Here is a 24751-nt window from a genome sequence, read left to right as displayed (position 1 = left end):
AGTGAAAGAGGAAGACGCATGTCCGAGTCACAGCCCGCCACGCCCGCGTCCCCGAGCCGCCGCCGTTTCCTGCAGATCACCGCCGTCGGCACCACGGCGGCCGCCACCGGGATCGCCGCGGCCCCGACCGCGGACGCCCTGACCTCCTTCATCCACCCCGGGGTGCTGCACAAACTCTCCGACATCCAGCGGATGAAGACGCGGATCGCGGCCGCCACCGAGCCCTGGCTCAGCGGCTGGAACGTGTTCAGGGCGAACGCGTACTCGCAGTCGACCTACGCCATGCTGGGCCCGCGCACGACCATCGACCGGGGCACCACCGAGATCGGCAACTGGGAGTTCTGGAACGACTGCAACGCGGCCTACCAGAACGCCCTGATGTGGAACCTGACGGGCACCACCGCCCACGCCACCAAGGCACTGCAGATCATCAAGGCATGGTCCTCCACCCTCACCTCGATCACCGGCAAGGACGCCCAGCTCGCGGCCTCCATCTACGGCTTCAAACTCGCGGCGGCAGCCGAGCTGATGCGGTACACCGCCCCCTCGGGCAGCTGGTCCGCGGCCGAGATCACCCAGACCGAGAACCTCTTCAGGAACGTCTTCGTGCCCCTGGTGAGGACGTTCGGCGACGCGGGCTGGGGCACCAACTGCATCAAGGCGATGATGGCGTTCGGGGTGTTCTGCAACGACACCTCCCTCTACAACGCCGCCGTCGACGCCTTCCACCTGCACGACTGCTGCAAGATCAGCCGGGTGATCAGGGACTCCGGCCAGTGCGTGGACAGCGGACGCGACCAGGCCCACACCCAGCTCATCCTGGGCAGCATGGCCGAGGCCTGCGAGATCGCCTGGGTCCAGGGCCAGGACCTGTACTCCGCCTCCGCCAACCGGCTGCTGGCCGGCTTCGAGTACACGGCGAAGTACAACACCGGCAACGACGTGCCGTACACCGTCTGGGGCTCCTGCCGGCTCACGTTCAACTCCATCTCCACCGTCGAGCGCGGGAATCTGCGCCCGATCTACGAGATGGCCTTCAACCACTACGTCAAACGCCGCAGCCTGCCCGCCCCCTGGACGTACGCGGCCATCGGGAACATCAGCCCGGAGGGCGCGGCGTTCCAATGTGACCACGTGGGCTTCGGCACCCTGCTGTTCACCCTCTGAGCGGAGCTTTCGTGATCCACAACCCCGTCCTGCGCGGCTTCGAACCCGACCCCGTGATCCTCCGCGTCGGCGACGACTTCTACATCGCCACCTCCACCTTCGAGTGGTACCCGGGCGTCCGGATCCACCACTCCAGGGACCTGGTCGACTGGCGGTCCCTGGGCGGGGTTCTGGACAGCACGCGCCTGCTCGACCTCACCGGCGTCCCCGACTCCGGCGGCATCTGGGCGCCCGGACTGTCGTACGCGGACGGCCTGTTCCACCTCGTCTTCACCGTCGTCGACACCTACGCCGAGGGATGGAAGGACCTTCCCAACTACGTCACCACGGCCCCCTCGATCGAAGGACCGTGGTCCGACCCGGTTCCGCTGCACGGCCGCGGCTTCGACGTCTCCTTGTTCCATGACGAGGACGGTGACGGCCGCAGCTGGCTGCTGAACATGCGGTTCGACTGGCGTCCGGACCGCGAGGGATTCGCCGGGATCGAGATCCAGGAGTACGACCGCAAGACCCGGGCCCTGCTCGGCGAACCCCGCACCCTCACCACCGGAACCTCCGTCGGTGTCGCCGAGGGCCCGCATCTCTACCGGCGCGACGGCTGGTACTACCTGGTGCACGCGGAGGGCGGCACCGGATACGAACACGGCGCGGCCGTGGCCCGCTCCCGCGACCTGCTCGGCCCGTACGAGGCCGATCCGGCCGGCCCCCTGCTCACGTCCCGGCACGACCCGTCCCTGGAGTTGCAGAAGGCCGGGCACTGCTCCCTCGTCGAGACGGCGACGGGCCAGTGGTACGCCGCTCACATCGCCGCCCGCCCTCACACGGAGCGGGGCCGGTGCGTGCTCGGCCGGGAGACCGCATTGCAACCGGTGACCTGGACCGACGACGGCTGGCCCCGCATCCCCGGCGCCGTACCCGCCGTAGCGGTGCCGGCACCCGCGCTGCCACCGGCGCCCGTCGCCGAACCACCGGCGCACGACTGCTTCGACGCTCCGGTTCTCGGCCCCGACTGGTCCACCCTGCGCCGCCCGGCCGGCGACGACTGGATCGAGCCGGCACCGGGGCGGCTGCGCATCCGGGGCGGTCAGTCGCCGGTGGGCCGCCGCACGCCCAGTCTGGTGGCCCGGCGGGTGACCGCCCCGCGCTGCTCCTTCGAGACCAGCCTGACCTTCTCGCCCCGCACCCCCGACCATCTGGCCGGTCTGACGGCCTACTACAACACCCGCAACTGGCACTACCTGTACGTCACCGCCGAGGACGACGGCTCCCCGGTCCTGCGGGCACTGAGCTGCGAAGCCGGCCGTCTCGTCGCACATGAGCCGACCGTACCGCTGAAGCCCGGACGCCCGGTCGTCCTGCACGCGGAACTCGACGTTCCGGCCCTGCGCTTCTCGTACGACACCGGCGGGGGAGTCCAGACGCTGCCGATCGAGCTCGACGCCACCGTCCTGTCCGACGAGCACGCCGACGAGTTCCACGACGGCCAGTTGCGCGTTCTCGGCTTCACCGGCGCCATGTGGGGCCTGTGGGTGCAGGACCTCGACGGCGCCGGTGTCCACGCGGACTTCGCCCACGCCACGTACCGGACCTTTCCGGACGGCCCCGCATGACGATCGACGACCTGAGACGCGTCCACCTCTTCCGCACCGATCTCGGGTCCGACGAGGCGGTGCCGCTGCTTCTGGTGCACGGCTGGGGCGGGGACGGCCGGGAGTGGTCCGCGCACGCCGAGGCGCTGGCCGACCGGTTCCGCGTGATCGTCCCCGACCTGCGCGGGCACGGCCGGTCGGACGTCCCCGACGAGGGCAACACGCCGACGGAGATGGCCGACGACCTCGCCGCGCTGCTCCGGCACCTTGGCACCGGGCCGGCGATCGCCGTGGGCCACTCCATGGGCGGCCAGGTCGTCAACCTGCTCGCGGTCCGGCATCAGGAGCTCGTCCGCTCGGTCATCGCCCTTGATCCGGCTCACGGCGCGCACGGGGCGGAAGTGGAGGGGATTCCCGCCCGGCTCGCGGAGTACCGGGAACGCGGGGCGCGTGCCGCGGCCGAGTTCATCGCCGGCGCCTTCCCGGCAGGCGCTCCGGCCGGACTGCGTACGGCACATGTCCGCACCATGCTCGGCACCCCGGATCACGTCATCGCCCAGGCGTACGCGGGCATGTACACCGACTCCGGCGCGGTCGGCGTCCGCCCGCACAGCGAGGCGTATCTGCGCCGGCGCAGCCAGCCCGCGCTCACCGTATGGACCTCGGCGCAAGCGGCCACCTGGGAACGCGGCACCCTGCATGTCCCCGGCTCCCGCGTCGAACACTGGCCTGACACCGGGCACTACCTGCACGAGGAACATGTCGGACGCACAGTGCGCCTGTTGGAGGACTGGGCGACGGCTGGACAAGGGACCCGGTAGGAAGTGCCTGCGCCCGTTCACCGGCTCCAGCAACTGGACGCAGCACCTGCTCGCCCCGGCGGGCAGACCTCAGTCCGGTGCCGGGGGGCGGGTGGACTGCGGGAGTTGGCGGCGCCCTTAGCGATGCCCGGCCCTGCCAGGGCCCGCTCGTCGCATGGTGGGGAGGAGTGCTATGACCTCCCAGCCGTGGTCCTCGCGTGGGCCGGTGTGCAGTGTGCCGCCGAGTGCGGTGACGCGTTCGGTGAGGCCGACGATGCCGAAGCCTCCGCCGCGGGCGGCGTAGGGCAGCGGGGCGCCTGCGCGGCCGTTGTCGCGCACCGTCACGTGCAGGGTGTCGTCGGCGTGAGCGAGGGCGACGGTGACTTCGGTGGCGTCGGCGGCGTGGCGCCGTACGTTCGTGAGGGCTTCCTGGACGACGCGGTAGGCGGCGGCCTGTACCTCGTGGGGCAGATTCGGGGGCATGGAGGCGGAGCGGTGCAGTTCGGCCTTCGGGCCGGTCGGGCCGCCGAATCGGTCGACGAGTTCCGTGAGGGCTGCCAGGTCGCCCACCAGGTGGTTCTCGCCCGGCTCCAGCCGGGCCGTTTGCTCCGGGCCTTCGCGCAGGATTCCGACGGTCAACCGCATGGAGTCGAGCGCCTCGGTCGCGGCGTGCTCGATTCCCGCCAGGACCGGGTCCAGGCGATCTGGTTCGCTGCTGACCATCATGCGGGCCATCTGTGTCTGGATGAGGATGCCGGTGACGTGGTGGGCGACGAAGTCGTGCAGGTCGGCTGCCATGGCGAGGCGTTCGGAGCGACGGGTCTCGGCGACCGCGACGCCGCGCCTGTGGTCCAGGGAGCGCAGGTAGCCGCCGAGGCCGATGGTGATGCCGGTCATCAGCGCTACTACCAGTGTGAGCCCCAGGATCAGGGCGTCGTCCTGGGTGCCGGTTGCGTAGAAGCGCAGCGGTGCAGCGATGGCCGCCCCGCCGACGAGCAGGGCACAGGGGCCTGCCCATCGTGGTGGGCAGGTACGGACGGCGAGCAGCAGCAGGCAGAGCAGGACCGCCACTTCCCCAGGGCCGAACATACGAATTCGCTCGGTCGTCGTGGCCACGGCGGTCAAGGCCAGGGAAGCGCCTGCTGGTAGGGCGGCCCGCAGTTGGGGAGTGAGCCACGCGGGTTGCCGGGCGGAGGGCCACAGGACGGCCGCGAGGCCGAGCGACAGCAGCAGGAGCACAGGCCAGAGGGTCTTGCCGTTGGTGACGGCGATGAGCACGTCCGCGGCGGCCAGCAGGACCAGTGTGATGACGCCCGTCGCACGCAGGCAGCCCTGTCGGCGGGTCCGCGTCGTGGTCGGGTCGTCCGTCGCAGGCAGGAGGTTCACATCGGTCACTGTAGAGAGGAGCGGTCGGCTGCGCCTCGGCTGGTCGGCCGAGGCGGACGTCAGGCGCGGGAACCGCTTCGCCGGCGGTCCCCGCGCCTGGTCATGGCACGGTGGGACGGTCAGTTGATCCGGACGATCTTCCAGAGCTGGTCGTCGAGGCTGGCGCTGCCCCACTGGATGACGGCTGCCCCGTCGGCGGTGGAGGACTGGGTGACGCCGGCGACGAGGGTGCTGTTCACGTTCCGGAGTTTGTAGTAGCCGCCGCCCCCGTCGGTGAGGGTCCACTTCTGGGAGTCGGCGCTGGAGGCGGTGTTCTGGACGATGGCAGCGCCCGCGGCGCTGGAGGAGCCTTGGATGTCGAGGTTGAGGTTGCTCTTGGTGTTCTTGATGTTCCAGGCGCCGCTGCCGGCGGACTGGAAGGTGAAGAGCTGGCAGGTGCAGTTCGTGTTCTGCCACTGGTTGGCGGCGGTGCCGGCGGTGGTGGAGCCGTTCGGGATGTCGAGGTACTTGCCGCTGTTCTTGTTCACCAGGACGTACTGGCCGGTGCCCAGGGGCGGCAGGGCGGTCTGGGTGAGGTTCCAGCGCTGGCAGCCGCAGCTGGTGCCGCTCCACTGGACGGCGGCGGTGCCGACGGTGGTGGAGGCGCTGGGTATTTCGAGGAGCTTGCCACTGCTGCGGTTGGTGATGCTGTACCCGCCGGCCGGGTGGGGCGCGATGGCCCATTCGTGGTCGGGCGTGCCGTTGTCATCCCACTGCAGGACTGTGGCGCCGTTGGCGGTGGACTGGCTCTGGACGCCGAGGACCTTGCCACTGGCGACGTTGAAGATCTTGAAGTAGCCCGAGGACTGCTGCTCGAAGCGCCACTGCTGGTTGGTGGAGGTGGTGGGGTTCTGCTGGGTGGCGGTGGTGCCGTTGGTGGTGGAGCCGCCGACGATCGTGAGGTTCAGGGCGCTGTTCGCGTTGGTCATGGTGTAGGTGGCACCGTCGGAGACGCCGCCGCCCAGGTCGATCGTGCTGTAGGTGACCGGGTTGGAGAGGCCGCTGCCTCCCCGTCCGGCGCTGAGGATCAGCAGGCTGTGCCCGTCGGCGAGGGCCGTCATGCCGCGGCTGTAGCCGCCGATCACATTGGCGCTGATGCGCGTCCAGGTGTTCGCGGCGCCGTTCTGCGTGTTGATGAACAGGTCCTCGGCGCTGTTGGCGCTGACGACGAGTGTGCCGTTGGGGCCGCCGGTGGGCAGCCAGGTCATGTAGGGAGCGCTCTGCGGCACCACGCCGCCCGTCGTCCGCAGCGGGATGCCGGTGACCGAGCCGAACGCCTCCGGGTCGGAGGAGATCTTGTAGTAGACGGAGAAGTTGCCCTCGGGAGCGCCGCCGTACTCGTAAGACATGACGTACTTGCCGTTCGGCAGCTTCGCGACGGTGGGCATGCCCGGCCGGTCGCCGGCGGTGGGCATTGCCACGTCGTCGACGACGGGGCCCCAGTTGCGGACGTCGGTGGAGACCTGGTGGACGATCTTCTGGCCGTGGTCGGGGTCGCGCTGGTCGGAGTAGTAGACGATCAGCTTGCCGTCGGAGACGAGGAAGAACGGCTCCCACACGGGAGTCTGGCCGTTCGTGTCGAACGCCGAGCCGCCTGTGGCGATGTTGCTGACGAAGTCCCAGGTCTGACCGCGGTCGGTGCTGGCGTACATGTCGATCTTGGTGGCCGACCGGTCGGAGGGCACCGAGTCACCTGCGGCCAGGATGGTCCCGGCCGGGAAGTCGCCTATGGCCGTGGGCAGTTCGAAGAGCTCGGGCTGCCAGCGCATGCCCCAGCCGTTCTCGGTGTCGGCTACGTCGGAGAGCTTGCTCCAGGAGTCGCCGTTGTCGGTGGAGCGGTAGATCGGGAAGACGGGCGTACCGTTGGTGTACTGCTCGAACGTGGCGAGCAGGGTGCCGTTGGCCGATCCGTTGTGCTGCAGACGCAGCACCCGCGGGTACAGCGAACCGGGCGAGGGCGCACCCGCGGGCGGGGTGTACATGGTCTGCGAGGGACGGGAGAGGGCCTGAGCCCGCCCCGAGGCAGGCAGCACAATCGTCGCCGCGGCGACGATCAGCGCCAGGATGAGCAACAGCAGGGTGGTGGGGCGGGAATGCTGAGCGGCGCCGGGTCTGGCGCTCAACAGTGCAGGGGACATGTGCGGCTCTCAGGGCAGGGGAGGGACAGGAGGGTCCGGTGCGTGCCGCCCGGGACGAAACCGGGTGGGAAGCGGCGAGCCCGGAGTGCACGTCCACCGCGTACGAGGAACCGCGGTGTCGTGCGGCATAGGAGTCGGACCGATCCGCCTCGCGAGTGAGACGGCTGGTGCGAGTGGCGGAGCTGTGCCCGGGGCGCGGTGTGTTCTCCGAAGCCGGGGTGCTCTCAGGTGGTGGGCCGGTCCGTCTTGTCGGGGTGCGACGGCGGAGGCGCGGTCGAGCCGCGGACGACGAGTTCGACCGGTGGGTCGCTCGCCTGCGGCAGGTCGGTGTCGGGCTTCTCGATCGCGTGCACGAGAAGGCGGATGCCCTCTCTGGCCGCGGCCTCGAAGGGCTGGCGCACGGTGGTCAGGGGAGGAGAGACGTAGGCGAAGACCGGGTTGCCGTCGAAGCCGACGACGCTGATGTCCTCGGGTACGCGGCGCCCGGCTTCCCGCAGGGCGTGGATGAGCCCGATGGCCATCTCGTCGCCCGCCGCGAAGACAGCGGTCACGGACCTGTCCGACGCCAGCGCCCGGCCCACGGCATGGCCGGAGGCAGCCGACCAGTCACCGTTGAGCAGTGGCGGCTCGTGCGCGCCCCGTGCCGCGAGCGCCGCACGCCATCCTTCGATGCGGTCCTTGGTGGCGTACCAGCGCCGCGGACCGGCGAGATGATGAACGGTCGTGTGTCCCAGGTCCAGCAGATGCTCGGTGGCCGCCCGCGCCAGTTCCTGTGCGCCCACACCCATGGTCACGGTGCGGGTGGCGGTGAAGGCGGGCGGTGCTCCCAGGAAGAGGACGGGGACGCCGACGCGGACGCTGATGTCTCCTTCCACGATGGGTTCGGAGACGATGACGCCGTCCACCCCTTGTTCGAGCAGCGACGCCACGGCACCCGCGATGCCCGTCGGGTCGCCGTCGGGCGTGTTGACCACGCGGAGCGCGTAGCCCGCGTCGCGCACGGCCCGCTCGATGTGCACGAGCAGTGAAGCGGTCCCGTAGCCGGCGGTGCCCAGGGCGACCACACCGATGGAGCCGGTACGCCCGGAGACCAGTGTCCTGGCCGCCTGGTTCAGCCGGTAGCCGAGTTCCTCGGCGGCCGCGAGGACCTTGGTGCGGGCGTCCTCGGAGACGTACGGCTCGTTGTTGAGGACCCGGGACACCGTCTTGCGTGACACCCCGGCCAGGCGGGCCACGTCCGCGCTGCGCGGCACAGCGGAGCCCTCGCTCCGTCCCACCACTGCTGCCATGAAGTCTCCCGACGGCCGTACGTCTGCATCGAAGGCGGTCAACTGTATGACCACGCGGTCTGACCGCGTGGTCATGTCTACGTAGCCGACAGCGGTACGTCAAGGGTTCCGGCGGTATCGATTCCGAGGGGCGGATGCGGGTTCGTCGGAGGGCGGCCGGTCGGCGAAGGGAGTCGCAGTCGCCGTGCGGAGAGCCCCCGTGGTGGACATATCTGCTGGTCAAGGGATACAAGTTGGCTCTCGCGCCGGCTCGCGGAACGGGGGTGTCGCTCCCCTCCGGCGGTAGGCCGGCCGTCCTGCCGACAGGTACGGTCAGCTCTGAGGTCAGGTCGAAGGGGCTTGACAGCGACTCCTCGGAGCGTTCACTCTTCCTCCCAACCGCCGGTCGAATTTGTTCGATCGTGTTGAGTCTTGGTCGCGTAGACGACCGCTTCCCCGTCACACCCCGCGGGCCGACGTGCCGCCTGAGCACGGCCGCCCTGTCAGGAGCCGAAATGCACTCTTCCTCCCTCGGTCGGCCCATGCCTTCTGCCAGCCGACGCACCGTCCTGCGCGGTATCGGTGGCGCAGCCGTCCTCGGCGCCGGCATACCGCTGCTCAGCGCCTGCGGCGGCAGCGGCAGCGGCAGCGGCACGGCATCCGACCCCAAGACCGTCAGCCTCGGGTCGAACGCGTCGGACGCGGTGCCGAAGAAGGCGTTCGCCGAGATCTACGCGGCGTTCACGAAGCAGTCCGGGATCACGGTCGACGTGAACACCAAGGACCACAACACGTTCCAGGAGCAGATCAACACCTACCTCCAGGGCACCCCGGACGACGTGTTCAACTGGTTCGCCGGCTACCGCATGCAGTTCTTCGCCGCCAAGGGCCTCGCCTCCCCGATCGACGACGTGTGGCAGAAGATCGGCGGAAACTTCCCCGAGGCGATGAAGGCGCTCAGCAAGGGCGCGGACGGCAAGTACTACTTCGTGCCCATCTCCACGTCCCTCTGGGGCGTCTTCTACCGCAAGAGCGTCTTCGAGAAGTACGGCTACGAGGTCCCCACCACCTGGGACCAGCTCGTCGCCCTGTGCAAGCAGATGAAGAAGGACGGCCTGGTTCCGTTCGCCTTCGGCGACAAGGACGCCTGGCCCGCGCTCGGCACCTTCGACCAGATCAACTTCCGTACCAACGGCTACGACTTCCACGTCGAGCTGATGGCCGGCAAGGCGTCCTGGACGGATGCCAAGGTCCGCACCGCCTTCGACCACTGGGCCGAGATCCTCCCCTACCACCAGGAGGGCGCGGTCGGCCGCACCTGGCAGGACGCGGCCCAGACGCTGATCTCGAAGAAGGCGGGCATGTACCTGTTCGGCAGCTTCGTGGCGCAGCAGTTCACGAACAAGGCCGACCTGGACGACCTTGACTTCTTCCCCTTCCCGGAGATCGACTCCGCGCACGGACAGGACACCGTCGAGGCGCCCACCGACGGCTTCATGCTCTCCAAGGCTCCGAAGAACAAGGACGGCGCGCTGAAGCTCCTGGAGTTCCTGGGCACCCCGGAGGCAGAGCAGATCTACCTGAAGTCCGACCCGAGCCTGGTCGCGGCTTCCAACAAGGCCGACACCTCCTCGTACACCCCGCTCCAGAAGAAGGCGTACGAGACGATCGCCGGCGCCAAGCACCTCACCCAGTTCATGGACCGCGACAGCCGCCCGGACTTCACCTCCACGGTGATGCAGCCCGCCCTGCAGAAGTTCGTCCGCGACCCCAAGGGCGTCGACAGCCTGCTGGCGTCGATCGAGCGCCAGAAGAAGACGATCTTCGCGTCCGCATGACCGCCACCACGAACACCGGTACCGGGACCGGAACCACCAGCACCTCGGGGGCGGCCGCAGTGCCGCCCCCGGGCAACCCGAAGAATGTGACCAAGAATCAGACCAAGCGGCTGCGCGCCCCCTTGGGCCACCGACGGCTGCTCACCCGACGGGACCGCCTCACCCTCGGCCTGATGGCCGGGGTGCCGACGATCCTGCACGTCATGCTCGTCTGGCTCACAGCTCTCGCCTCGATCGCGCTGGCCTTCACCACCTGGGACGGCATCGGCTTCGACTCCATCACATGGGTCGGCCTGGACAACTTCCGTGAGCTGTTCACCAGCAACCCGCAGTTCTGGCCCGCCGTCGAGCACAACATCGTCTGGTTCGTCGTGCTCATCCTGATCCCGACGCCGCTCGGCCTGTTCCTGGCCGTGCAGCTCGACAAGAAGATCCGGTTCAGCAAGGTGTACCAGACCGCGTTCTTCCTGCCCGTCGTGCTGTCGATGGCGGTCATCGGGTTCGTATGGCAGCTCGTCTACAACCCCGACACCGGCCTGATCAACAGCATCATCGGCGCCAACGAGCCCGGCCACTACATCGACTGGATCGGCGACCCGGACCTCAACCTGTGGTCCGTCCTCATCGCCGCCTCCTGGCGCCACACCGGCTACATGATGATTCTCTACCTGGCCGGCCTGAAGGGTGTCGACCCGGCGCTTCGGGAGGCGTCCTCGCTGGACGGCGCCAACGAGTGGCAGACGTTCAAGAACGTCATCTTCCCCACCCTGCGCCCCACCAACACCGTCGTCCTGGTCGTGACGATCATCGAGGCGCTGCGCGCCTTCGACCTCGTCTTCGTCTTCAACAAGGGCGCCGAGGGCACCGAGTTGCTGTCGATCCTGGTCACCAACAACATCATCGGTGAGTCCAGCCGCATCGGATACGGCTCCGCGATCGCCGTGGTCCTGCTGGTGATCTCGCTTGCCGTGATCATCCCGTATCTGATCGCGACCTTCCGGAAGGAGCGGCGCGCATGAGCTCCCACCCGTCGCCCACCACCACCCTGAACGAGGCGCTTCGCGCCACCCCTTTGAACTCTGGCGCGCTGGCCAAGCAGCGCACCCCCGTCCGCCCTGCCCGGATCCTGCTGCACGTCTTCCTCGCCGGTGCCGCGCTGGCCTGGCTCGCACCCCTGCTGTGGGCGATGTACGCGGCGATGCGCCCGTACGCCGAGACCAGCACCAAGGGCTACGTCTCCTGGCCCGACGAACTGAGCCTCGACAACTTCACCAACGCCTTCCAGCAGTCAGACATGCTGCACTACTTCGGCAACACATTGCTGGTGGCGATCCCCGCGGTGCTGCTGACGCTGTTCCTGTCGTCGATGGTCGCCTTCTACGTCAGCCGCTTCGACTTCCGGGTCAATCTGTTCCTGCTGCTGGTGTTCACGGCCGGCAACCTGCTGCCCCAGCAGGTCATCATCACCCCGCTGTACCGCCTGTATCTGCTCATCGACCTGCCCGGCATCACCATGAGCGGCAAGCTCTACGACTCCGCGCTGGGCCTGGTACTGATCCACGTGGCGTTCCAGTCCGGCTTCTGCGCCTTCGTGCTGGCCAACTACATGCGCTCCCTGCCGCACGAGCTGACCGAGGCCGCCCTGGTCGACGGCGCCTCCGTCTGGCGCCTGTACTGGCAGATCGTGCTGCCCCTGTGCAAGCCCGCCATGGCCGCCCTGGCGACGTTGCTGTCCATCTGGATCTACAACGATTTCTTCTGGGCGATCGTGCTGATCTCCACCGGCGAGAACATGCCGATCACCTCGGCGCTGAACAACCTCTCCGGCCAGTACTTCACCGACCCCAACCTGGTCGCAGCCGGAGCCCTGCTCACCGCGATCCCGACCCTGATCGTGTACTTCGTGCTCCAGCGGCAGTTCGTCAGCGGCCTCACGCTGGGCGCCAACAAGGGCTGAACCTGAACCCCCCACTCGTTCCCCGCACTTCCCCGGAGCAGCACCTGTGAGCACCGAACGCCCCAACAAGGTTGTGAGCCCCTTGCCTTCCCAGCTCCCCACGTATGTGTCGGACACCGCACCGTGGCGGGGCGCCCTGCGCCCGGCCCGCTCCTGGCTGCATTCCGACGCTCCCTCCCAGTCGCTCAACGGCTCCTGGCAGTTCCGTCTGTCGCCCACGGCGGCCGTCGCCGAGGACTTCGCCTCCGAGGACTTCGACGACCGGGGCTGGGACAGCATCCCGGTGCCGGCGCACTGGGTGCTGGAGGGCGACGGCGCCTACGGCCGGCCGATCTACACGAACGTCCAGTACCCCTTCCCGATCGACCCGCCGCACGTCCCCGACGAGAACTCCACCGGCGACTACCGCCGCCGTTTCGACGTCCCCGAGGACTGGTCGGACGCCGAGCGGGTCCTGCTGCGGTTCGACGGGGTGGAGTCGCTGTTCCGGGTGTGGGTGAACGGCGTCGAGATCGGCAGCGCCAGTGGCAGCAGGCTGGCCCACGAGTTCGACGTGACGTCCGCGGTGCGACCGGGCGGCAACGTCGTCGCCGTACGGGTGCACCAGTGGTCGGCCGCCAGCTACCTGGAAGACCAGGACCAGTGGTGGCTGCCGGGCATCTTCCGGGACGTCACCCTGCTCGCCCGCCCGGCCGGGGGCGTCGAGGACGTCTGGCTGCGCACCGGCTACGACCACGGAAACGGCCGTATCGACCCGGAGGTCACCGCCGACGCCGCCGCGTTCCCCGTCACCCTGCGCATCCCCGAACTCGGCGTCGAGCGGGTCTGGGCCACCCCGGCCGACGTGGCGCCCCTCGACATCGCGGGCGTCCAGCCGTGGTCGGCCGAGCGGCCCCGCCTGTACGACGCCACCGTGTCCTCGGCCGCGGAGAGCATCGCCCTGCGGGTCGGCTTCCGCACGGTCGAGATCCACGGCGACCGGCTCCTGGTCAACGGCCGCCGTGTCGTCTTCCACGGGATGAACCGGCACGAGGCCCACCCCGAGCGCGGCCGGGTCTTCGACGAGGAGCACGCCCGCGCGGACCTGGCCCGCATGAAGCGGTTCAACGTCAACGCCATCCGCACCAGTCACTACCCCCCGCATCCCCGGCTGCTCGACCTCGCCGACGAACTCGGCTTCTGGGTCGTCCTCGAAAGCGATCTGGAGACCCACGGCTTCGAGAACGTCGACTGGGCCGACAACCCGAGCGACGACCCGGCCTGGCGCGCCGCCTATCTGGACCGTGTCCAGCGCACCGTCGAGCGGGACAAGAACCACCCCGCCATCGTGATCTGGTCACTCGGCAACGAGGCCGGAACCGGCGCCAACCTCGCCGCGATGTCGGCCTGGGTCCACGCCCGCGACCCCGAGCGTCCCGTGCACTACGAAGGCGATTACACCGGCGAGTACACCGACGTCTACTCCCGCATGTATCCGACGGTCCCGGAGATCGAGCAGATCGGCACGGACGGTTCCGTCGCGCCGCTGCTCGGCTGCACCCCCGCGCAGGGCGCCCGGCAGCGCACCAAGCCGTTCCTGCTGTGCGAGTACGCCCACTCGATGGGCAACGGGCCGGGTGCCCTCGACCAGTACGAGGAACTGGTCCACCGGTTCCCGCGGGTGCACGGCGGTTTCGTCTGGGAGTGGCGCGACCACGGCATCCTGGCCACGGCCCCGGACGGGACGCCGTACCACGCCTACGGCGGCGACTTCGGGGAGGTCGTGCACGACGGCAACTTCGTGATGGACGGGATGCTGCTCAGCGACGACGTGCCGACGCCGAGCCTGTACGAGTTCAAGGCGGTCGTGACGCCGATCCGCTTCGCCTTCGACGGCGACAAGCTCGTGATCACCAACCTGCGGCACTCGGCCGACACGTCCGACCTGCGCTTTCGCTGGCGCGTCGAGCACGACGGGAACCTCGTGGACTTGGGGGAGTGGGATGCCCCGGTCCTCGCGGCGGGCGAGTCGGGGCGGGTGCCGTTGCCGCCGGTCGCGGTGGCCCCGGACGGCGAGACCTGGCTGACGGTCGAGGCGGTGCTGGCGACGGCGACCGCCTGGGCGCCGCAGGGGCATGAGATCGCCACCGCCCAACTCGACCGCTCGGTACGGCGGCCGGTGCCCGTCGCCCGGCCCCGGCGCGACTGGCGGCCCGGCGAGGGAACGCTCACGCTCGGCATCGCCGAGTTCACCGGCGGCTCCCTCACCCGCCTCGCCGGGCGCCCCGTGGCCGGCCCTCGCCTGGAACTGTTCCGCGCGCCCACCGACAACGACGAGAGCCGGGCCGACCGGCTGGAGGGAAGCGACAACAGCGTCCTCGGGGTGTCGAGCGCCGACACCTGGCGCCGCGACGGCCTGGACCGGCTGACCACGCGGCGCCTCGACGTCGAGCAGGCCGCGGACGCCCTGCGCACCGTGGACCGGGTCTCCGCCGCGGGCTCCGCCCTCTCGGTGACCGTGGAGTCCCTCTGGTCGATCGAGGACGGCGAACTCGAACTGCGCGTGGAGATCGAGCCGTCGCGCGGCTGGCGGTCGGTGTGGCCGCGGATCGGGGTGCGCTTCGAACTGCCCGACGGGACGGCACCCGTCGACGGCGCGGACTGGTTCGGCCTGGGCCCGCTGGAGTCCTACCCCGACAGTCTCCGCGCGGCCCGCACCGGCCGCTTCTCCTACCCGATCGGGGACCTCGCGGTCGCCTACGCGCGCCCCCAGGAGACCGGCCACCGCTCCCAGCTGCGGCGCCTCACGCTGACCAGCGGCGGCACCGAGGTACTGCGGCTCGTGGCACTCCCCGACGCCCGCGGTCGGCGCCCCGGCTTCACCCTCGGGCGCCACACCCCCCAGCAGATCGCCAGCGCCGCACATCCCTTCGAGCTCCCGGAGTCGACCGCGAGTCACCTGATCATCGACGCCGTCCAGCACGGACTCGGCTCCCGGTCCTGCGGGCCGGACGTGTGGCCGGAGTTCGTGCTGCGCCCCGAAGCCCGCACCATCAGGCTGCGCATCACACCGGGCGCCTGAGCAACAGAGCCCGTCGGCGACGCTGCTGCCCACCGTGGGCCGGCGGGCCGACCGGGCGCTGCACGGCCCGGCGGCGGGGGTGGCTGGCGGTTCCCCGAACGATGGTCCCGGACCGCGGACTGCCCTCGACGAGAGCATGCCGCTCGAGCCGGGCGCCTGCCGCATCCCCCTCTCCGAGATCGGCCGGGCCGAGGCCTACGCGCGAGCCTGTGCCGAGCTCGGCGAGCCCCGGGCCGCTGTCGAGGGGCGATGGCGGCCGGCCAGGCGACCCGGCGAAGCCCACCGCCCTCGTCAGGACCGTTTCCCGGCACACACTTCGTCAGCGACGGGCCGAAACAGCGGTGCGGTCTTCAAGGATGCATCCATGGGTTCGCACACCGTCTGATGACCAAACGGAAGGGCAAGTACGCCATCGGACAGAAGGGCCTGATCCTCGGCCGCGAGGGCGTGGGCACGGTCACCGAGGTCGGCCCGGCCGTCGCCGGCCTCAAGCCCGGTGGCCTGGTCGTGATCAACCCCACCCAGCCTTGCGGGCTGTGCCCTGCGCGCAGGGTCGGCCACGAGCGTTGTCTCTACCGGGTTCCCGACTCCATGAGCGCGTCGCAGTCGTCCGAGAGCCGATGGCGGAAGCCGAGTGGTGAGCCCAGGTATAGGGGGTTGCTCCGTGTGTCGGTCCTTCCTCGGGCTTGGCGAGGTTCGGCCATGGGGTCATCGGGAGGCATTCCGCTCGACTGTGCCGACGTGCCGGGGCCCTCTCTCCAGGTGCGACCTCGCCCGGCTTCCACATGACCAACGGCCGCGCCGGCCGGCGCGGCCCCGCATCTCCGAGAATCACACCTCGTGCCACTACGGCGCCGCTGCCCGGGAGAAGCGCCGACTGGACGCGAGGCGGGCCGGGGCACTCCTCCCGGTTGTCTGAAGCAGGCCGTCAGCCCGATCCGGGTGCTGCCCGGCCCGCCACGGTCGTCGGCGTAATGCCGCGCCAGGTCGATTTCCTTCTCGACTCCACGGAAAGTGAGTTCTGACATGACAGGTTTGCCCAGTCGCCGACAGGTACTCGGCGGGACGGCAGCGGGAGTACTGGCCACGCTGGCCGGGATCCCGCATGCCGGTGCCGCGTCCGCCGCTGTGACGTACACGGCGCCGGATCCGCGGGTGTGGATCCACCTCAACAACGGGTGGCGATTCATCAGAGCGGACGCCACTGGTGCGCAAGCGCCCGGTTTCGACGACTCCGGATGGACGTCCGTCGTCACCCCCCACACGTGGAACGCCGTCGGCGGTGCCGACGGCGGCAACGACTACTACCGCGGAGTGGGCTGGTACCGCCGCCGCTACACCGTGCCGGCCGAACTCGCCGGAAAGAGGCTGTACCTGCAGTTCGCCGGGGTCAACCAGATCGCCGACGTCTGGGTCAACGGCACGTACCTCGGGCAGCACAAGGGCGGGTACTCCCGCTTCCGTTTCGACGCCACGGCCGCGCTCGTCCCGGGCGGGGACAACGTCATCGCGGTGAAGGTGACCAACGCCCGCGACACCGGCATCGCCCCGTTGAGCGCGGACTACACCTTCCAGGGCGGCATCTACCGCAACGTGAGCCTGTGGGCCGTCGACGACCTCCACGTCCGGATGACGGACTACGCGGGCCCCGGCGTCTACCTCCGGCAGACCAACGTGAGCGCGGCCTCGGCCACGGTGACCGTCACGACGAAGCTGTGGAACGACAGCACCACCACCAGATCGGTGGTCGTGCGCAGCGTCATCGCGGACAAGAGCGGGACCGTCGTCGCGGAGACGAGCAGCACCGCGCAGACCGTCCTCGCGGCCACCGGCACGGAGGTCCAGCAGACTCTCCACATCAGCAGCCCGCACCTGTGGAACGGCCTGGCGGATCCCTACCTCCACAACGCCGGCGTCGAGATCCATGACGTCACCGGGGGCGGGGACCAGATCACGGATGTGGTGACCGAACGCCTGGGTCTTCGCTCCATCGCCGTCGACGCCAACACCGGGTTCCGCCTCAACGGCAGCCACCTCCACCTGCATGGCGTCAACCTGCACCAGGACCGGGCCGGCCAGGGCTGGGCGATATCCGACGCCGATCACACCCAGGACTTCGACCTCATCAGCGAGATCGGCGCCAACGCCGTCCGGATGGCGCACTACCAGCACGACCAGAAGGACTACAACCTCGCTGACGAACGCGGAATGATCGTGTGGGCGGAGATTCCCCTGGTCGACCTCGTCACCGACTCGGCCGCCTTCACCACCAGCACCCAGAACCAGCTGCGGGAACTGATCCGGCAGAACTACAACCACCCCTCGATCGCCTTCTGGGGCATCGGCAACGAGCAGATCGACTACAACGGCACCGCCACGAACACGCTGCTCGCGTCACTGGCCGACATCGTCGAGGCCGAGGACCCGGACAGGCTCTCCACCTACGCGGTCCGCGGCGAGGACCCCGACAACGCGCAGGCGGGACTGCACACCCAGACCACGGGCTTCAACAAGTACTACGGCTGGTACTACGGCTCCAAGGACGGCGACCTCGGCGCGTGGGCCGACAACCTGCACGCCACCTCCCCGTCCCGCAGGATCGCCATGTCGGAGTACGGCGTCGGCGCCAGCACCACCCAGCACGCCCTCAACCCGCCCAAGCCGGCTCCGGGCGGATCCTGGCACCCCGAGGAGTACCAGTCGCTGTTCCACGAAGCGGCCTGGAAGCAGCTCGCCGCCCGTCCCTTCATCTGGGGCACGTTCGTCTGGGCCATGTTCGACTTCCCCTCCGACGGCCGCAGCGAGGGGGGCCAGCCCGGCATCAACGACAAGGGCCTGGTCACCCGCGACCGGCAGATCCGCAAGGACGCCTTCTATTGGTACAAGTCCAACTGGGCTACCACTCCCACCCTCTACATCACCAGCCGTCGGTGGACCCAGCGCACCGAGCCCACCACCGAACTCAAGGTCTACTCCAACGCGGGCCAGGTCACCGCCACCCTCAACGGCACCTCCCTGGGAACCCGGAGCAGCAGCGACCACATCTTCAGATGGCCCAGCATCACCTTGAGGCCCGGCCAGAACACCGTGACGGTCACCGCGACCATCAACGGCTCCACCTATACCGACAGCGTCAACTGGACACTCGGCTGAGAACCCCGCCCCTCGACAGCCGCCCGGTCCGCACGCGGCACAGGCGCTACAGGGGTAGGGCGGGCGATGCCACAGTTCTCGGGTGGCCGTATGACCACCGCCACGATCCCGTAGGTGGGCGGGTCTCGGCGGCGTGACGATGCCAGGTGGCACACGACGTACGCGACGAAGCTCCGGTGGGCAGAGTGACCTGTCAGGTCGTTCTGCCCGACCGGAGCTTCGATGTGCCGTTCAGTCCGCCGCCGCGTGTCACGCCGAGTCGCCCACGGCGTCAGCTTCGTGCGACTGCCGTCGGGGCCATGATCACGGCAGGGCGAGCCATGGCCCGTTCGATGGGAACTGTCAGCTTCGTGCGGAGGGTGAATTCGCCCGGCCGCAGAACGGCGTCGCGCACGTCCTGCGTCACGATGAACGAGCACCGGCGGGAGCAGTGTCAGGCATGGGCCAGTCCCGGGAGGTGTTCGGCGAGGTGCATGGTATGCAGCCGCGCGAACTCGTCGTGTGTGCAGCGTCCGTAGGCGGGGTGGGGGGCGTGTTCTCCGGTGTGGCCGGTGAACAGGGCCACCGCGTCCGTGAAGCCGGCCGCGGCCTCGCTCACCGGCAGGCCCGGGTCCAGCGGCGGCGCTCCGTCGATCTCCGCGCCGAGCGGGTGCTTCATCGCTCCGCGGCGCAGGAAGACCCACTTGGCCAGAGCGCCTGCCGTCGCCCGGAACAGGGCGGGCTTGAGCTTGGGATAACCGGAGACGGAGTAGCGGACGGTCTGGGCACAGTGCTGCAGTGTCTGGGACAGGTTCCAGGCGCTGCCCGGCGCCAGCAGGTCACGCTCGGGGCGACCGAGGTCCTTGCGGAGCCGTTCAGTGAGCTGGACGAGGGTGAGTGAGGTCATATCGCAAGATTCCGTTTCCTGCATGCTCGACGGCCAGGGCCCCGACGTCGGTCCCGCCCCTGGCGGCAGGCCCATGCCGGGCACTCCCCGCTCGCTGGGCAAGCACTGGTACTGACTACTGCGTCAGAGCGCCGGTGCATGCTCGTTCAGGTGGTCGATGATCAGGCTGGTGAGGACCTCGGGAGCCTCATCGGGGACCCAGTGACTGATGCCTTGCAGTGCGTGGAACGAGTAGGGGCCGCTCACCCATTTTTCTGTGGCATGAGCTGCGGTGGACCCGAGCGCGACGTCCTCGGTGCCCCAGACGTAGAGCGTGGGTACCTGGATCTTCCCGACCGCGGCGTCAGGCCGGTCGGCGCGGTAGTAGTTGAGGGCCGCGCTCAGCGCACCGGGTTCGGACAGACGCTGTACGTATGAGTCGACGTGATGGTCGGCAACCTTGCCCTGGTAGAGGGAACGCAGGAGCGCGGCGTCGTCCGCGAGGAAGCGGGCCTCTGTGTCGGGGCTGCGCCAGTCCTGCTGGTACTGGGAGCGACGGCGTTGGTCGTCGTCGGTGCGATGTGCCTCGCCCAGCGCGTTGGGATGCGGCGTCGACACGGTGGTGAGCGTGCGCAGTCGCTCGGCGTGCCGGGCCGCGGTCCACCAGGCGATGGCGCCGCCCCAGTCGTGTCCGACGAGGTCGAAGCGGTTCCAGGCGAGTGCGTCGGCCACCGCCAGAACGTCCCCGACCAGTTCGCTCACCCCGTACGCGTCGGCACGCATCGGGCGCACACCTGGCGAATAGCCGCGGGTGTCGGGCGCGACCGCGCGGAAGCCCTGGTCACCCAGCGCGGCCACTTGTTCTTCCCAGAGGACGGCGGTCCGGGGAAAGCCGTGCAGGAGCAGGACGGGGCGCCCGTCGGCGGGTCCTGCTGCGATCGCGTCGAAGGTGCCTGAAGCCGATGGGATTTCAAGGTGTTCTGTCATGGTGCATCCTTTTCGGGAAGGTGGGCGCCCCGTCGGGGCATCGTGCCCACGAACGCTCCGCTGCCGAGCAGCGCCGAAAGAGCCACCGCCAGGACGAGCCGGCGGGTGGAGATGCGGCGACAGCTGCGGCGACCTAGGGTGACGGCTCGTCGATCGCGCGGTGTCGCGGCGCTGCGGGTGCCCCTCAGGGCGCATCAGTTCTGTCGCCGCTTGCGCCTCATGGCTCGTCGGTGGGTGGGTCCGTGCGGCCGATGATCCAGGCGCCCCACTCCGTGTCGGTGCGCCGTTCAGGCAGGTCCAGCACGGTGGAGACCGTCAGGACGAGACCGGTGGCCAAGAAGGAGCGCACCTGCATCGGGTCGGCGCCCGTCAGACGGGTGATGGTCTGCTGGAGGTCGAGCTGGCGCCGCCGTACCGACTCCTGGACCACCGCGTCGCCTGACGCGGCATAAGCCTGCAACAGGACGAGGCCGACAGTGGGTCGGCTCTGCAGGAGATGCCGGTAGGCGTCACCGAGCGCGCTCAGCGTCGGTTCGGCGCTCTCGAAGGTGGCCTCGATCCCGTCGTAGGCCGCGTGTACGACCTGAAGGAACAGATCACGCTTCGAGCCGAACATCTGCACGATGCGGGGATGGGAGATGCCGACCCGTGCGGCGATCGCCTCGATGCCCGCCCCCGACAGTCCTTTCCGGGCGAACTCAGCGTCGGCCGCCTCCATGATCTCAGCCCGCCGCACCGACGCCGGCTTACGGGTGCGGCCGGGCTCGGTCACTTCTCGGCCTTCGCGCGGCCGATCTGACTCAGCACGAAGCGGTGGTCGTACAGGCACCGGTAGGCGTGGATCAGCCCGTCCTCTCCCAGCTCCAGACGGTCGTCACCGTGGAACTCCACGCGCTGCCCCGTGCCGGCGAGGGTCCCCGAGAAGCGCCACGCCACCAGCACGGCCCGCCGCGTCACCTCCCCGTACAACCCCATACGCGTGAACGAGTAGTCGGGAAAGGCCTGTGCCATCTGCGTCACGAAGGCGCGGAGGCTGTCGGGGCCGTGTGCCGTCTCACCGAGCGCCGGCTCGTCGTACACCAGGTCTTCGGCGCACAACGCCGCCGCGGCATCGCCATCGTGCTCGTTCCAAGCCCTCTCCCATCGATCGCAGAACGCCTCAAGGGCCTTGATGTCTGATGCGGCCACTTCGGCCACGGTGGTAACCATGCTTCTAACTTACAGGTAAGTAAGATGCGAGCCAAGGGCCGGTTGGCCCAAGGTGGGGGCTTGCCTTGGGGCATCATCCGCGGTGACGACTACAGCGAAGCGAACTGAGGACCGGGTGCCCCACGAACAAGGTGATGGGCCTGATTGACCTCCCACCCGAGTCCTGGGATGGGAACTGCGGCTGGATGCTCTCCGCCAACCTGACCGCCGACCGCGACGCCTGGGTGAGGCTCCTGGCGGTGCGCGACCACGCCGATCTGGTCGATGCCGAGCCCGGCACCAGGCGCTTTCGCCTCTGCCGCCTGCGGGCCCGCATCGCGAAGCACGCCCGCCGCCTGCTCCGCATCGAGGCCACCTGGCCCTGGGCCAACGCGTTCACCACCTGCGGGCGGCGACTCTCTGAACTTCCCGCCGTCACCCGACCGTCGGTCCTGTCCCGACGAAGACCAGAACGGGGGAGACCCGCACCACCCCGGGCCCGTGGAGCCCGGCGCAGCCGCAGCGTCACGCGACGGCCCACCCCCGACTGCAGGGGACATTGCGAGCGAACCGCCGAGTCGCTCAGCGCCCGAACCTCGCTGCCGGATCGAGGTAAAGGGTGAGTCACGGCGTGCCGCGGACATCCAAGTTTGGTATCGGGACGATAGGGGGTGGCAGTTCGCCTGCGAGGAGTTGGCCGACTCGCTGGACGGCCAGTTCGCCCAGCCGCCGCTTGTCGAGGAGGGCGCTGCCTTGGTTGGCCGGAGGCAGACCGGGTCGAACGGTGGGGTGGTGACGCCGCCGAAGGGGAAGATGCCGCGGCTGGTCTCCGTGGGGAGGAGGTCGCCGACGGGGTGATGCCTCCCTCCGCTATGAGGGAGGGGTTCTCATGTCAGCTTTCTCCTCTGTGGGTTCACTCGAAGAGCACTGCAACGACTTCGGCGACGCACACAGGCTTGTCGCCGCCCCGCCGCTCGACGGTGACGCGGAGGACGGCCTGGGCTCCCTGCGGTCCGCGCCGCAGTTCCGTCAGCTCCACCATGCCCCTCACCTGGGAGTTCACGGGTGTGAGGGCCGGGCAACGGACCTTGTTGCTGCCGTAGTTGATGGCGGCGGTCAGCCCCTCGGTCCGCGCGGCTTCCGACAGGAGCATGGGGACGAGGGACGGGACCAGATAGCCGTGGGCGACCGTCGTTCCGTACGGGCCCTTCGCGGCCTTGTTCGGGTCGAGGTGGATCCACTGGTGATCGCCGGTGACATCGGCGAAACGGTCGATGTCATTCTGGGGCGGGCGCTACGGCGGCACTCACCGCCACCGCTGTTCAGGTGCCGGACGCGGTCCCCTGAACACAGCAATGTGACGCTGCTGGCGTCGTCGCGTACCTGGTCCACAACGCTGGGCGCCTGCTGCACCGCTCGCTGGACGAGCCCCGGAAGCCTGGGTGGCCTGGCGCTGCCGCCCCTTCAGTGTTGACGCCTTCTCCACCAGCACCGCCACTGGTGGCCCGCACCCGCTGACCCGGAATGCCCAGTAATGGTCCACGGCGCGTGGCTGCCCCTGTTTATCGGCCTGAGGACGTGTCAGCAATCGGGCTCTGTTCCGTAGTCGGTGGTGACGGTGCGTTCTCCTCATTGCAGGAGGATGCGGTGACGGAGGAGGTCGAATCCTGCTCGGCCGTGCATCTGCCGCATGATCTTCTTGGTTCGGGTATTGACGCCCTCGGTCCGGCCGTTGTGGTGGGGCAGGGTGAGGCCGGCGTTCACGGCGGCGCGGTCGAGTTCGAGGCCGTTACAGAAGCTGAGCAGGTGGGGCAGGCCAGCGGTGCGGACTGTCGCGATCCACCGGGAGAGCTTGTCGTTGTTGCCATGGGCCGGGGTAAGGAACGCGGCGAACTCGCCGGTGAGTCGGGCGAGTTCGGTCATCTCCGGGCACGCCGCGGTGAGGAGGCCGAGCAGGTCGGTGTCCTTGGTCCACAGGTGCTCGGGGTGGGTGAGCAGGAGCCGGGCGACGCGGCGGGGGGTTGTCACGGGGCGGTCGCCTTCAGCGCGGCCCTGATTGAGGTAGCGGACCAGCAGGTTGGCACTGCCGGTATAGCCCAACTTCCGGATCTCTTCGAGGAGATGGGTGACCGGGACGGCGGGTTCCTCGGCACGGCGTCGGCGCAGGTGGTCGCGGTAGGGGTCGACAAGGGTGGGCCGGTAGCGGGGGGCGATGCGATCCGCGGGCGGTTCAGGGATGCGGGCGTAGCGCTTGACGGTATTCAGGGCGAGGTTCAGTCTGCGGGAGCAGTCGAGCAGGCCCACGCCGGAGTCAAGGAGGGCGTGGACTTTATGCCAGCGCTCGCGGGTGGTCTGCTCGCGGACGCCGCCGGGCCGGGGCGGGTTGACGGTGGCCCAGCAGGGGGCGTGGGCGCGGACCTCGGCCAGAACTTTGTCGCACAGGTTCCGCCACAGATGCCAGCGGTCGCTGACCTGCACCGCGTCGGGCAAGGCCCGGCGGATCGCCTCGGCGTAGGTGGCCGAGCCGTCCCGGCACACGACTTCGATCCCTTTCTGCCCGTGCAGCCAAGCCTCCAATGTGGCGGCTTCCCGGTCGGGCAGGACGTCGACGCGTTCCCCGGTCTCGGCATCGATGATGAGCGTGGCGTAGCGGTGCCGGCGGCGCAGGGCGAAGTCATCGACCCCGATCACCCTCGGGATCCGCAGCGTCGGCGGGGGTATTGCCCGCAGCACCCGCAGGGCGGTGGCGAACGATACGGGCACGGCCAGTAACCGGGTGAGCCGGGCAGCCGCCCGGCCGCATAACTCTTTGACCACCCCCGAGACCTGGCTGGTCAGACGCGTGGTGCGGCGCTGAAGGCGCTCGATCAGCCCAGGGACTTGCTCGCGGAAGGTCTGCCGCCGACAGCCCAGGACCGGGCAGACCAGACGTCGTACCCGGACGTTGACCACGACCCGGCGGCCATCGACCGGCACATCCGCAACGGTCCGGACGTGGTATCCGTGCACCTTCCCCGTCGGGACCCCGCACATCGAGCAGGGAAAGGGAACATCCCGGGTTCGGGCCAAGACCCGGATCATCTCGCCGTCGTCCGCCACATCCTCGATGACCAGCGCTGAGAGCCCTGAGAACACCGTTGCCACGAGGGAGTTGACATCTCGCATACAACATCAACGACGCCCGTCACCAACCGTCACCACCGACTACGGAACAGAGCCGCCATAACGGTGTACGGGGCACGGGTCCGCCTGGTGAGGCAGTCGAGGTGACGCACACGTGGGAGGACATGGAAGCGCGCCTCGGCCGGCTCACCC

18 protein-coding genes are annotated in these 24751 nt (G+C 69.3%); 9 read left to right on the top strand and 9 right to left on the bottom strand.

Annotation, left to right across the window (positions count from 1 at the left end; translation table 11 throughout):
• Positions 1–18 precede the first annotated feature (18 nt).
• The 3 genes from H4687_RS07795 to H4687_RS07785 are packed head-to-tail and all read left to right on the top strand — an operon-like array spanning position 19 to position 3577.
• Positions 19–1167 carry an alginate lyase family protein gene (locus H4687_RS07795; protein WP_006378835.1) on the top strand — a complete coding sequence of 383 codons (1149 nt, stop codon included), beginning with the start codon at positions 19–21 and terminating at the stop codon, positions 1165–1167.
• An 11-nt stretch (positions 1168–1178) separates the two neighbouring features.
• Positions 1179–2777, top strand: coding sequence for a glycoside hydrolase family 43 protein (locus tag H4687_RS07790; protein WP_006379147.1), 1599 nt, complete (start codon positions 1179–1181; stop codon positions 2775–2777).
• On the top strand, positions 2774–3577 hold the full coding sequence (locus tag H4687_RS07785) for an alpha/beta fold hydrolase (RefSeq protein WP_006379216.1): 804 nt from the start codon (positions 2774–2776) through the stop codon (positions 3575–3577). Before H4687_RS07790 ends, H4687_RS07785 begins: the two co-directional genes overlap by 4 nt.
• Positions 3578–3694: 117 nt before the next feature.
• On the opposite strand, the gene H4687_RS07780 is transcribed toward H4687_RS07785, so the two are convergent.
• The 3 genes from H4687_RS07780 to H4687_RS07770 form a co-directional block, all read right to left on the bottom strand.
• Positions 3695–4951: a sensor histidine kinase gene (locus H4687_RS07780; RefSeq protein WP_006378614.1), complete on the bottom strand. Its 1257-nt coding sequence runs from the start codon at positions 4949–4951 to the stop codon at positions 3695–3697.
• A 110-nt stretch (positions 4952–5061) separates the two neighbouring features.
• Positions 5062–7119, bottom strand: coding sequence for an RICIN domain-containing protein (locus H4687_RS07775; protein ID WP_037727461.1), 2058 nt, complete (start codon positions 7117–7119; stop codon positions 5062–5064).
• A 224-nt stretch (positions 7120–7343) separates the two neighbouring features.
• Positions 7344–8408 (bottom strand): LacI family DNA-binding transcriptional regulator, encoded by a 1065-nt coding sequence (locus H4687_RS07770; RefSeq protein WP_173402939.1) that lies wholly within the window; start codon positions 8406–8408, stop codon positions 7344–7346.
• A 521-nt stretch (positions 8409–8929) separates the two neighbouring features.
• Here H4687_RS07770 and H4687_RS07765 point away from each other — a divergent pair.
• From H4687_RS07765 to H4687_RS07740, 6 genes are all read left to right on the top strand, one after another.
• The gene (locus H4687_RS07765) at positions 8930–10225 is read left to right on the top strand and encodes an ABC transporter substrate-binding protein (RefSeq protein ID WP_006378736.1); all 1296 of its coding nucleotides are present in this window, start codon (positions 8930–8932) and stop codon (positions 10223–10225) included.
• Positions 10222–11244: a carbohydrate ABC transporter permease gene (locus H4687_RS07760; RefSeq protein ID WP_006378583.1), complete on the top strand. Its 1023-nt coding sequence runs from the start codon at positions 10222–10224 to the stop codon at positions 11242–11244. The genes H4687_RS07765 and H4687_RS07760 overlap by 4 nt, the downstream gene beginning before the upstream one ends.
• The gene (locus H4687_RS07755; protein WP_006379287.1) at positions 11241–12182 is read left to right on the top strand and encodes a carbohydrate ABC transporter permease; all 942 of its coding nucleotides are present in this window, start codon (positions 11241–11243) and stop codon (positions 12180–12182) included. The genes H4687_RS07760 and H4687_RS07755 overlap by 4 nt, the downstream gene beginning before the upstream one ends.
• A gap of 82 nt (positions 12183–12264) precedes the next feature.
• Entirely contained in the window at positions 12265–15243 is a 2979-nt protein-coding gene (locus H4687_RS07750; protein WP_216868753.1) for a glycoside hydrolase family 2 TIM barrel-domain containing protein, read from the top strand.
• Positions 15244–15492: 249 nt separating this feature from the next.
• Positions 15493–16032, top strand: a complete 540-nt coding sequence (locus tag H4687_RS48440; protein ID WP_078507299.1) for an alcohol dehydrogenase catalytic domain-containing protein — start codon at positions 15493–15495, stop codon at positions 16030–16032.
• Positions 16033–16269: 237 nt separating this feature from the next.
• Positions 16270–18396: a glycoside hydrolase family 2 protein gene (locus tag H4687_RS07740; protein WP_173402941.1), complete on the top strand. Its 2127-nt coding sequence runs from the start codon at positions 16270–16272 to the stop codon at positions 18394–18396.
• 433 nt (positions 18397–18829) lie between these two features.
• On the opposite strand, the gene H4687_RS07735 is transcribed toward H4687_RS07740, so the two are convergent.
• From H4687_RS07735 to H4687_RS07710, 6 genes are all read right to left on the bottom strand, one after another.
• A complete protein-coding gene (locus tag H4687_RS07735; RefSeq protein ID WP_006379044.1) occupies positions 18830–19282 on the bottom strand; it encodes a DUF1569 domain-containing protein in 453 nt (150 codons plus the stop codon).
• A 123-nt stretch (positions 19283–19405) separates the two neighbouring features.
• Entirely contained in the window at positions 19406–20248 is an 843-nt protein-coding gene (locus tag H4687_RS07730; protein ID WP_006379149.1) for an alpha/beta fold hydrolase, read from the bottom strand.
• Positions 20249–20465: 217 nt separating this feature from the next.
• Positions 20466–21020 carry a TetR/AcrR family transcriptional regulator gene (locus tag H4687_RS07725; RefSeq protein ID WP_231885174.1) on the bottom strand — a complete coding sequence of 185 codons (555 nt, stop codon included), beginning with the start codon at positions 21018–21020 and terminating at the stop codon, positions 20466–20468.
• Positions 21017–21457: an ester cyclase gene (locus H4687_RS07720; protein ID WP_044472782.1), complete on the bottom strand. Its 441-nt coding sequence runs from the start codon at positions 21455–21457 to the stop codon at positions 21017–21019. Before H4687_RS07720 ends, H4687_RS07725 begins: the two co-directional genes overlap by 4 nt.
• Positions 21458–22349: 892 nt before the next feature.
• Entirely contained in the window at positions 22350–22712 is a 363-nt protein-coding gene (locus H4687_RS07715; RefSeq protein ID WP_075693505.1) for a MaoC family dehydratase, read from the bottom strand.
• Between the two features lie 353 nt (positions 22713–23065).
• Positions 23066–24601 carry an ISL3 family transposase gene (locus H4687_RS07710; protein ID WP_225966627.1) on the bottom strand — a complete coding sequence of 512 codons (1536 nt, stop codon included), beginning with the start codon at positions 24599–24601 and terminating at the stop codon, positions 23066–23068.
• Between the last annotated feature and the right edge of the window lie 150 nt (positions 24602–24751).

It is taken from the genome of Streptomyces stelliscabiei, assembly GCF_014873495.1.
Lineage (GTDB): Bacteria > Actinomycetota > Actinomycetes > Streptomycetales > Streptomycetaceae > Streptomyces > Streptomyces bottropensis.
Note: the sequence above shows the minus strand (reverse complement) of the source record. Positions and strands in the feature narration are given on the sequence as shown.